The 10,403-nt window shown below is 64.2% G+C and carries 12 protein-coding genes; 9 read left to right on the forward strand and 3 right to left on the reverse strand.

From position 1 onward, the window contains the following. A partial coding sequence (locus VN004_RS03430) for a type IIL restriction-modification enzyme MmeI (RefSeq protein WP_325607043.1) occupies positions 1-506 on the forward strand: 506 nt, incomplete at its 5' end. After that, positions 494-1,360 (forward strand): hypothetical protein, encoded by an 867-nt coding sequence (locus tag VN004_RS03435; RefSeq protein ID WP_325607045.1) that lies wholly within the window; start codon positions 494-496, stop codon positions 1,358-1,360. The genes VN004_RS03430 and VN004_RS03435, both read left to right, overlap by 13 nt. 78 nt (positions 1,361-1,438) lie before the next feature. Here the strand turns inward: VN004_RS03435 and VN004_RS03440 are convergent, their stop codons facing one another. The 3 genes from VN004_RS03440 to VN004_RS03450 are packed head-to-tail and all read right to left on the reverse strand — an operon-like array spanning position 1,439 to position 4,885. Then, entirely contained in the window at positions 1,439-2,833 is a 1,395-nt protein-coding gene (locus tag VN004_RS03440) for a M20/M25/M40 family metallo-hydrolase (RefSeq protein ID WP_325607047.1), read from the reverse strand. A 10-nt stretch (positions 2,834-2,843) separates the two neighbouring features. Beyond that, the gene (locus VN004_RS03445) at positions 2,844-3,152 is read right to left on the reverse strand and encodes a hypothetical protein (protein ID WP_325607049.1); all 309 of its coding nucleotides are present in this window, start codon (positions 3,150-3,152) and stop codon (positions 2,844-2,846) included. Beyond that, positions 3,149-4,885 carry a helicase HerA-like domain-containing protein gene (locus tag VN004_RS03450; protein WP_325607051.1) on the reverse strand — a complete coding sequence of 579 codons (1,737 nt, stop codon included), beginning with the start codon at positions 4,883-4,885 and terminating at the stop codon, positions 3,149-3,151. Before VN004_RS03450 ends, VN004_RS03445 begins: the two co-directional genes overlap by 4 nt. 220 nt (positions 4,886-5,105) lie before the next feature. Between VN004_RS03450 and VN004_RS03455 the strand changes: the two genes are divergently transcribed. From VN004_RS03455 to VN004_RS03485, 7 genes are all read left to right on the forward strand, one after another. Then, complete coding sequence (locus VN004_RS03455; protein ID WP_325607053.1) at positions 5,106-5,462, forward strand: DUF2267 domain-containing protein; 357 nt, start codon at positions 5,106-5,108, stop codon at positions 5,460-5,462. A 33-nt stretch (positions 5,463-5,495) separates the two neighbouring features. Next, the gene (locus VN004_RS03460; protein WP_325607055.1) at positions 5,496-5,906 is read left to right on the forward strand and encodes a DUF4332 domain-containing protein; all 411 of its coding nucleotides are present in this window, start codon (positions 5,496-5,498) and stop codon (positions 5,904-5,906) included. Positions 5,907-5,954: 48 nt separating this feature from the next. Then, positions 5,955-6,809 carry a dihydropteroate synthase gene (gene folP, locus VN004_RS03465; RefSeq protein ID WP_325607057.1) on the forward strand — a complete coding sequence of 285 codons (855 nt, stop codon included), beginning with the start codon at positions 5,955-5,957 and terminating at the stop codon, positions 6,807-6,809. After that, positions 6,806-7,180, forward strand: coding sequence for a dihydroneopterin aldolase (gene folB, locus VN004_RS03470; protein WP_325607059.1), 375 nt, complete (start codon positions 6,806-6,808; stop codon positions 7,178-7,180). The genes folP and folB overlap by 4 nt, the downstream gene beginning before the upstream one ends. 39 nt (positions 7,181-7,219) lie before the next feature. Further along, positions 7,220-7,702: a 2-amino-4-hydroxy-6-hydroxymethyldihydropteridine diphosphokinase gene (gene folK / locus VN004_RS03475; RefSeq protein ID WP_325607061.1), complete on the forward strand. Its 483-nt coding sequence runs from the start codon at positions 7,220-7,222 to the stop codon at positions 7,700-7,702. A gap of 62 nt (positions 7,703-7,764) precedes the next feature. Continuing rightward, positions 7,765-9,618 (forward strand): methylmalonyl-CoA mutase family protein, encoded by a 1,854-nt coding sequence (locus VN004_RS03480; protein WP_325607063.1) that lies wholly within the window; start codon positions 7,765-7,767, stop codon positions 9,616-9,618. Positions 9,619-9,669: 51 nt separating this feature from the next. After that, the coding region (locus VN004_RS03485; RefSeq protein WP_325607065.1) for a methylmalonyl-CoA mutase family protein at positions 9,670-10,403 on the forward strand (734 nt) is incomplete at its 3' end.

Below are 10,403 nucleotides of genomic sequence, written 5' to 3' on the forward strand. Positions count from 1 at the left end.
TGCTGGGCGAGCCGACGCCAAACGAGGCGGCGGATCCTGACGGCTATTCCTTCGAGAAAGGCGTCTCCAAGATCGACGGCGCCGGCGGCTTTGCCGACGTCTGGAAGCGCGGACATTTCGGTTGGGAATACAAGAAGGATCGCGCCAACCTCGACCGCGCCTATCAGCAGCTCCAGCTCTATTCGGTGGCGCTCGAAAATCCCCCGCTGCTGGTCGTCTCCGATACCAAGCGCTTCCGCATCTACACCAACTGGACCAACACGGTTCAGGCCAGGCACGAGTTCACGCTGGAGGACCTCGCGCATTCCGGCACGCGCGACCTGCTGCGCAACCTCTTCCGCCATCCCGAGCGCCTCAGGCCCGAAAAGACCCGCGAGCAAGTCACAAAAGAAGTCGCAAAGGACTTCTCCACCATCGCCCAGCGGCTGCGGATGCAGGGTCATGCGCCGGAAAAGGTCGCGCATTTCCTCAACCGCATCGTGTTCTGCGGATCGTGCCGTTCTTAGTCGGCGACGATATAACTGGACGCTCCCGCGACCGCTTTGTGGTCGATTTCCAAAACATGAGCGAGCGAGACGCAGCTCTATTTGAAGAGCCGTTCAAATTTATACTACCAGTGAAGTCTCATCGCGCGGAGATGACACAGCAGGACGCCTTGAAAACGTGGTGGCTGCACTGGCGCTCTCGACCCGAAATGCGTGCGGCACTGAAGCCATTAAGTCGCTTTTTGGTGACGTCCAGAGTTGCAAAATATCGCCTGTTCGTTTGGCGACAGAGCCCTACGCTTCCTGATAATGCTGTAGTTGCGATAGCACGCGATGACGACACCGCGTTCGGGATTGTCAGCTCGCGATTTCACGAAAGTTGGTCATTCCGTCGCGGGACTCGGCTTGGAGTTGGGAACGACCCGCGCTACACACCTACAACTACCTTCGGATCATTCCCCTTCCCCGAAGGCCTGACGCCGAACATACGGGCGGCGGACTACGCGAACGACCCGCGCGCCATCGCAATCGCACAAGCCGCAAAGCGCCTCGACGACCTCCGCAACGCCTGGCTCAATCCACCTGACCTGATCGACATCGTGCCCGAAGTCGTCCCCGGCTATCCTGACCGCATCCTGCCGAAAAACGAGAAGGCCGCGGCCGAACTGAAGAAACGCACGCTCACCAATCTCTACAACGCGCGCCCGCAATGGCTCGCCGACGCGCACCGCGATCTCGATGCGGCAGTCGCGGCGGCCTATGGCTGGCCCACGGACATATCGGAGGACGATGCGCTCGCGAAGCTGCTGGAACTCAATCTGTCACGGGCAGGTGCAGGAAAGGCGGACATCGTGGAGGACGAAGCAGAGGACTAGCCCCTCACCCGGCCGCCTTCGCTCAAGCTTCGGCGGCCACCCTCTCCCGCAGGCGGGAGAGGGAAGCCGGCGCCGCAGCTACCCCGCCAGCGCCGCCAGAATCCTTGCCCAGCTGCGCGTGCCCTTGTGAAACGAGGTCAGGTCGTATTTCTCGTTCGGCGAATGCACGCGGTCGTCGTCGAGCGCGAAGCCGACCATGATGGCGTCCATCCCCAGCACGCGCTTGAAATCGCCGACGATCGGGATCGACCCACCGGCGCCGACCGTCACCGCCTTGTGGCCCCATTCCTCCTGCAGCGCCTCGCGCGCTTTCACCAGCGCCGGGCTGTCGAACGGCAATTGCAGCGCCGGCGCGCAGCCGTGGTTCTCGAACTCAACCTTGCAGTCGGCCGGAATGCGCGCGCGGATGAAGGCGCGGAACGCATCGCGGATCTTTTCCGGGTCCTGATCGCCGACGAGGCGGAACGAGACCTTGGCCTTCGCCTGCGAGGGGATCACGGTCTTCGCGCCCTCGCCGGTATAGCCGCCGATGATGCCGTTCACATCGCAGGCCGGGCGCGTCGAGATCATCTCGATCAGCATGCGGTCCTTCTCACCGACCGGGATTTTCAGGCCGATCTGGCCGAGAAATTCCTCCGCGGTGAGGTTGAGCGCCTTCAGATCGGCCTTGATGTCGTCCGGCAATTCCGGAACGCCGTCATAAAAGCCCGGAATGGTGATGCGGCCATTGTCGTCGTGGATCGCCGCCAGCGCCTTGGTGAGAACGCGGATCGGATTTTGCGCCGCGCCGCCGAACAAGCCCGAATGCAGGTCGCGGTCCGCAGCGGTCACCGTCACGTCTTCATAGACGAGACCGCGCAGCGAGGTGGTGACCGATGGCGTCGTCTGGTTCCACATCGCCGTGTCGCAGACGAGCGCCATATCGAGCTTGAATTCGTCGGCATGGTCCTTGACGAAGGGAAACAGCGATTTCGATCCGCATTCTTCTTCGCCCTCGATCATCATGGTGATGTCGAGCGGAAGCTTGCCGGTGACGGCCTTGAAGGCGCGGCAGGCTTCGACGAAGGTCATGAGCTGGCCTTTGTCGTCGCAGGCGCCGCGGGCCACGATGATCTTGCGGCCGTTGCCGAGATCCTCGATGCGCGGATCGAAAGGCGGCGTGGTCCACAGATCGAGCGGATCGACCGGTTGCACGTCGTAATGGCCGTAGAACAGCACCCGCGGGCCGCCATTGTTTTTCTCGGGCTTGGCGATCACCACCGGATGGCCCGACGTCGGCCGCACTTCGGCCTTCAGCCCGAGCGTTTCGATGTCCCTGGCGACAAAGTCCGCGGCGGCCTTGCACTGCTCGGCATAGGCCGGATCGGTCGAGATCGACTGAATCCGGAGGAAGTCGAACAGGCGCGCGAGCGACGCATCGAGATCGGCGTCGATGCGGTCGAGAACTTTGGGAAGGGCCTCGGTCGGGGTCATGGTTGCTCCGCTAAATCGTCCCGTGCGTCTCGAGCACGGTCAGGATCTGCACATGCTCCGGCAGATCGATCAGAAATTCCGGATCGCGCGGCAGGTGGTGTGTGCGGGTCGGATCGGGTCCCGCGCCCATCGCTTCAATCGAATCCCAGTACGAAATGGTGACGAACTCGCATTCGTCCGGCCGGTCCTCGCGCAGCATCTGCACGGCCAGCGCGCCTCGCCGCTGTAACGGCTCGACGCCGTGCGCGCGCCAATAGCGCTCGTAGTCATCGGCCTTGTCGCGGGTGGTGCGCCCGCGCCAGATCCGTGCAAAGGTCATCGCTTCAGGATCCCGCCGAGCGTGCCGCGCACGATCGACCGGCCGACCGAAGCGCCGGCGCGTCCGCCGATCTGCTTGCCGATCGCAGCCGCGACGCCCCCGACCACGGTGGTCGCCACGGTACGGGCGACGCTGCGCGCGACCTGCTGGCCCGTTGTCAGCGGTTCGCCGCGCTTTTTGTTGGTGCCGAAGATCGACCCGATCCAGCCGGTGATGCCGCCGCCCTCGTCCTGCTGATCGCCCGGCGCTGCTTGCTTTGAAACGCGCTGGGTCAGCTTCTCGTGCGCGGATTCGGCATCGATCACGGTGTCGTATTTTCCCTTGACCGGGCTTCGCGCCATGATCGCGGCGCGCTCGCCCGGCGTGATCGGACCGATGCGCCCGGAGGGCGGGCGGATCATGCAGCGCTCGACCATCGAGGGCGTGCCTTTCTCTTCGAGAAAGGAAACCAGGGCCTCGCCCTTGCCGAGCTCCATGATCACCTGACCGGTATTGAGCTTGGGATTGGGACGGAATGTATCGGCCGCGGTCTGCACGGCCTTCTGGTCCCGCGGGGTGAAGGCACGCAAGGCGTGCTGCACGCGATTGCCGAGCTGCGCCAGCACCTTGTCGGGAACGTCGAGCGGATTCTGCGTGACGAAATAGACGCCGACGCCCTTCGACCGCACCAGCCGTACCACCTGTTCGATCTTGTCGAGCAGCGCTTTCGGCGCCTCGTCGAACAACAGATGCGCCTCGTCGAAAAAGAAGACGAGCTTCGGCTTCTCCGGATCGCCGACTTCCGGCAATTGCTCGAACAATTCGGACAGGAGCCATAGCAGGAAGGTGGCATAGAGCCGCGGATTGGCCATCAGCTTGTCGGCGGCCAGAATGTTGACGTAGCCCCGGCCGTCGCGGTCCGTCTTCATGAAGTCCCGCAGATCGAGCGCGGGTTCTCCGAAGAATTTTTCGCCGCCCTGGTTCTCCAGGACCAGAAGCGCGCGCTGGATGGTGCCCACGGTCTGCTTGGTGACGTTGCCGTAGCTCGCGACCGCCCGCTTGATTTCGTCGAGCTGAGGATTGCCGGTGCCCTCCTCCGCCTCCTTCTTGGTCGCGAACGGCGCGATGGCGTCGAGCATCGTCCGCAGGTCTTTGAAGTCCAGCAGCGCAAGCCCGTGGTCGTCGGCGATCCGGAAGGCGATATTCAGAGCGCCTTCCTGCACGTCATTGAGATTGAGAAGCCGCGCCAGAAGGAGCGGCCCCATCTCGGAAACGGTGGCGCGGATCGGGTGTCCCTGCTCGCCGAAAAGGTCCCAGAAGATGGTCGGGAAAGCGTCGGGCTGGTATTCCAGCCCCATGCTCCGCGCGCGCTCGACCAGGAAGGGCTTTTCTTCGCCCATCACGGCAATGCCGGAGAGGTCGCCCTTGATGTCGGCGGCGAAAACCGGGACGCCGTTGCGGGAAAAGCCCTCCGCAAGGACTTGAAGCGTGACGGTCTTGCCCGTGCCGGTGGCCCCGGTGGCGAGGCCATGCCGGTTCGCCATGCGCAGCAGGATGCGCTCGGGCTTGACGCTCTGCCCGACGAAAATCGTCCCCTCAGGTTCGAGCGGCTCGGCGCTCTTTGCAGGCGGCGCGGCGCGCGAAGCCGACGCTTTGCTCCCGTTCTTGCGCTGCGATTTGCTGTCATCCGCCCCGTCGGATGCGGCGGCAGCAGCGGATTTCTTCGTGGCCGACTTGCTGGCTGACTTCGCCATCGTCCTGCATCCCTTCGTGAATCCAGCTGCATTTTTGAGACCTTGCCGAAGCAGGGTCAACGGCCGAACCACCGTTCGAGCTCTCCATAATAGCTCAGATCGATAGTTGCGGACGTGTCACACCGTTGCATATTTGTCGGGCAACGCCTTTCCTTCGGAGCCTTTTTCATTATCAATGCCGGTTATCAACCCGCCGCAGTGCGGGAGGGGGCAGGCAGAGATGGATGAGCTCGTCGGGCGACTTGTCGCCGAACTCGGCATTGACCCGAAGGTCGCCGAGCAAGCGGTCGGCATAATCCTGGCCTTCCTGATCAAGGAAGCGCCGGCGGATAAGGTGAAGCCACTCATCGATGCCATTCCGGGTGCACAGGAAGCCGCAGCCGCCGCTCCGTCGGGCGGCCTGTTCGGCATGGGCGGCATCATGGGTGTCGGCACGCAGCTGATGGGTCTCGGCCTTGGCATGGGCGAGGTGCAGGACGTTGCGCGCACCCTGCTCGGCTATGCACGCGAGAAGGCGGGTGAAGACGCGGTCGGCGAACTCGTCGGCGCAATTCCCGGTCTGTCCCAATTCGCCTGACCGGTTTCCGGGTGGACCATTCGGGGTAGTTGCGTGTCGAAATCGTTGAAAAAACTGGATGGCCTTGATCCGGACGTCGTTGACCGACTGCGCGCGGCCGGCATCCGAACCTCCGACAAGCTGCTGGAGATGACCAAGAGCGCCAAGGACCGCGAGGCGCTTTCGCAAAAGACCGGCATTACACCGCGCGAACTGCTGCGCTTCGCCAATCTTGCGGACAAGCTGCGCGTCAAGGGCCTCGGCGCCGGCTATGCCGAGCTGCTCTGCCGGGTCGGCGTCGATACGGTACGCGAACTGAAATACCGCAATCCGGCGAAGCTCGCGGCGGCGATGCGGCAGGAAAACGAACAGCGCAAGCTCGTTCGCCTGGTGCCGACCGAAAAGGCGGTGGGCCGCTGGGTCGAGGCCGCGAAGAAGCTGCCGCCGAAGATCACCTATCGCTGACCCCATTCCGGTTGACATCGCCCCGATCCTGCGCCCAAAGCGCTGGGCATGACCGCGTCTGAAGCCAGACCGGGCGCCTTGTCGCTCGATACCCTGTTGTCCCCGCACCGCGCGACGGTGATGGGGATCCTCAACATCACGCCGGATTCATTTTCCGACGGCGGCCGCTTCGTCGATCCGCAGATCGCTATCGGGCACGCGACAAGGATGATCGCGGAGGGCGCCGACATCATCGATATCGGTGCGGAATCGACCCGCCCCTATGGCGGGATGCAGCCGGTCACGGAGGAGATCGAACGGCAGCGGTTGCAGCCGGTCCTCGGCGCGGTGGTCGCGCTCGGCAGGCCGGTCTCCATCGACACCATGAAGGCGGCAATCCTCGATTGGGCGCTGCGCCAGGGCGCGGCCATCGCGAACGACGTCTGGGGCCTGCAGCGCGATCCCGACATGGCGCACGTGGTGGCCGATCACGGCGTGCCCGCGGTGGTGATGCACAACCGCGACAAGGCCGATCCCGCTATCGACATCGTCGATGACATGCTGCGCTATTTCGAGCGCACGCTTGCGATCGCGGACAAGGCCGGAATCCGCCGCGAACAGCTCGTGATCGATCCCGGCATCGGTTTCGGAAAGACCCCCGAACAGAGCGTCATCGCGGTCGCACAACTCTCGCGGCTGAAATGCTTCGGTCTGCCAATCCTGATCGGATTGTCGCGGAAACGCTTCATCGCGTCGATCGTGCCGTCCGAGCCGACCCAGCGGCTGGGCGGATCGATCGCCGGACATCTGCTGGCGGTGCAGGAAGGCGCCGCCATCGTGCGCACGCATGATGTCTACGAAACGGTGCAGGCGCTGCGGGTCGCCGAGGCCATCGCGAAAGCAAGAACCGGGAGCGCGACGTGAAAGCGACCGACACAATCTTCATCACCGGCCTCGCCCTGCATGCCCATCACGGCGTCATGCCGCATGAACGCAAGGTCGGACAGAGCTTCAGCCTCGATATCGTTCTCGACATCGACCTTGGCGAAGCATCGCGCTCCGACCGCCTGCGGCATACGGTGTCGTATGATCAGGTCGCCGCCACGGCGAGCGAGGCCTTCTGCAAGAAGCCCTACAAGCTGATCGAAGCCGCCGCGGGCGCTGTGATCGACGCGATCCTTGCGCGCTTTCCGCGCGTGATGCGGGTCGGCATCACCGTTCACAAGCCTCATGCGCCGATCCCCGCGACCTTCGCCGATGTCGGCGTGGTGATCACGCGGAGCCGCGAGACATAGCATTGCGTCCACTTCACACGCCGTTCTGGAGCAAATGACATGCCGCGCGCATACGTCGCATTCGGCGGTAATGTGGGCGATGCGCGGGACACCATAAGACGCGCCATCGACGCGTTTTGCGACGGCGCCCACGTCACGCTGCTGGCGCGGTCATCGGATTATCGCACACCGCCATGGGGCGTGACCGACCAGGCGCCGTTCATCAATGCCTGCATCGCCGTTGAAACGCGCCTGGCGCCGCGCGACCTCCTCGTTCGCGCACAGGAAGTCGAGCGCAGCTTCGGCCGGGACCGGCAACGCGAAACCCGCTGGGGCCCGCGCACGCTCGACATCGACATCTTGAGCTACGGCGATGCGGTGATCGATGACCCGATGCTGACCCTGCCGCATCCGCGGCTGTTCGAGCGCGCCTTCGTGCTGGTGCCGCTGGTCGAAATAGCGCCGGATGCGACGATCGGCGGACGATCCTTGCGCGAGGCGCTGGAGCGGGTCGACCGGACGGGGATCGAGAAGCTGGCGTGACGCGCGACTGACACAGCGGCACAGCCGATGACAAACGACCGTGTTCGTGTTTTCAATGGGGCATGACCGACCTGCCCCTCGCTTCCGAATTTCCGCCCGCGACCCGTGAGCAATGGCTGAAACTGGTCGATGGAGTGCTCAAAGGCGCGCCGTTCGACAAGAAGCTCGTTCACAAGACCTATGACGACCTGCGGATCGAGCCGCTCTACGACCGCAGAGCCGGCGCGACGGTGCTGACCGGACGCGAGCCCGGTGCGCCATGGCAGATCATGGCGCGCGTCGATCATCCTGACGCGAAAGAAGCCAACAGGCAGGCGCTGGAAGACCTCGAAAACGGAGCGAACGGGCTCGTGCTGGTCTGTCCGGGCGCCATTGGTGCGGCGGGATTCGGCATCGATGCGTCGGCGGACGGCATCGCCCGCATCCTCGACGGCGTCTATCTCGATGCCGGCGCTCCGATCGGGTTCATGCTGACGCGGGAAGCCAAGGACGCTCCGGCGCATGTTGCGGCCATCGTCAAGGCCCGCAAACTTGCTCCGTCGGCCTGCGCGTTGCGGGTCGGTTTCGATCCGATCGGGCTGATGGCGGCCGGCGCGTCCGCGCCGATGCCGTGGCGCGATATTGCCCCGCTCTTCGCGCGGATGACGCGCACGCTTGCCGATGAAGGCTTCGGCGGTCCTTTCGCTGTTGCCGATGCCCGCGTCATCCATAATGCGGGCGGGTCGGAGGCACAGGAACTCGCTTATGCGCTTTCGGTTGCCGTCGCCTATTGGCGCGCGCTGGAAGCCGGTGGCGTCACGATCGACGACGCACGCCGAATGCTGTTCTTCCGGCTTTCGGCGGATGCCGACCAGTTCATGACGATGGCGAAATTCCGGAGTTTGCGGAAACTCTGGGCGCGGGTCGAGGAAGCAGCAGGCCTTGCACCGCAGCCCGCCTTCATTGCCGCCGAGACGGCGTGGCGGATGATGACGCGGCGCGACCCTTACGTGAACATGCTTCGCGTCACGATCGCGGCTTTCGCCGCGGGTCTCGGCGGCGCGAACGCGGTAACGGTGCTGCCGTTCACCGCGGCTCTGGGATTACCGGATGACTTCGCCCGCCGCGTCGCCCGCAATACGCAGCTGATCCTGCTCGAAGAGTCCAATCTTGCGAAGGTCGCCGATCCGGCGGCGGGCTCGGGCGGGATCGAGGCGCTGAGCGACGACCTGTGCCGTACCGCCTGGGCGCAGTTTCAGGAGATCGAGAAACAGGGCGGCATTGCGTCCGCGCTCGAGGCCGGATCGCTTCAGAAGCGCGTCGCCGAGACGCGCTCCGCACGCGAGAAAGCCGTCGCGACGCGCAAGGATCCGCTGACCGGCACCAGCGAGTTTCCGCATATTGCTGAAACGCCGGTCAATGTCCTCATGCCGGCAGCGAGTCCTTCATCGCAAGGAGCGAGGGAGCAGACGGAGTTTGCCGCGCTTCCGTGCATTCGCCTTGCCGAACCATATGAGGCGCTGCGCGATGCGTCGGACGCCATGCTCAAAGCGACCGGCGCACGCCCGAAAATCTTCCTCGCGACGCTCGGCAAGCCCGCCGACCACATCGCGCGGGCGACCTTCGCCAAGAATTTCTTCGAGGCCGGCGGCATCGAGGCGGTGGAATTTGCGGGCGCTGATCTCGCCGCAGCGTTCAGACAGTCCGGCGCGTCCCTCGCCTGCCTGTGCTCGTCGGACGAGGTTTACGCCACCGAAGCAGCCCCGGCGGCGCAGACGCTGGCCGGCGCCGGCGCGAAGCACATCTACCTCGCCGGCCGGCCGGGACAGAAGGCCGATGACCTCGCGAAAGCCGGCGTCCAGGACTACGTCTTCGCCGGTTGCGACGCGCTGGCGACCTTGAACGAAGCGTATGGGCTCCTCGCGAACCGTTCGTGATGCGCAGCACAAAATGTGCTACCTTTCCGCTGCTCGGAGCGTTGGAGTGCCATGAGCCGGCTGCCTGATTTTTCCTCTATCGACTGGCAGGCCCCGCAAATCGCGGCGCCGGCGGGCGCGGACGTGCCCGACTGGACAACCCCCGAAGGCATCCCGGTGAAGCCGGTCTATGGCGAAGCGGACGTCGCGGAACTCGATTTCCTCGAGACCTATCCCGGCATCGCGCCCTATCTGCGCGGCCCCTACCCGACCATGTACGTCAACCAGCCGTGGACCATCCGGCAATATGCCGGCTTCTCTACGGCGGAGGATTCCAACGCCTTCTACCGCCGCAACCTCGCAGCCGGGCAGAAGGGCCTCTCCGTCGCCTTCGATCTCGCCACCCACCGCGGCTATGACTCTGATCATCCCCGTGTGTCGGGCGACGTCGGCATGGCGGGCGTTGCCATCGATTCCATCTACGACATGCGCACGCTGTTCTCCGGCATCCCGCTGGACCAGATGACCGTGTCGATGACCATGAATGGCGCGGTGCTTCCCGTTCTCGCGCTCTATATTGTTGCCGCCGAGGAACAGGGCGTGTCGCCGCAGAAGCTCGCCGGCACCATCCAGAACGACATCCTCAAGGAATTCATGGTGCGGAACACCTATATCTATCCGCCCGCACCATCGCTACGCATCATTTCGGACATCTTCGCGTTCACTTCGCAGAACATGCCGAAATTCAATTCGATCTCGATCTCCGGCTATCACATGCAGGAGGCGGGCGCGACGCAGGACCTCGA

This window comes from Pseudorhodoplanes sp. (assembly GCF_035565855.1).
Classification (GTDB): Bacteria; Pseudomonadota; Alphaproteobacteria; order Rhizobiales; family Xanthobacteraceae; genus Pseudorhodoplanes.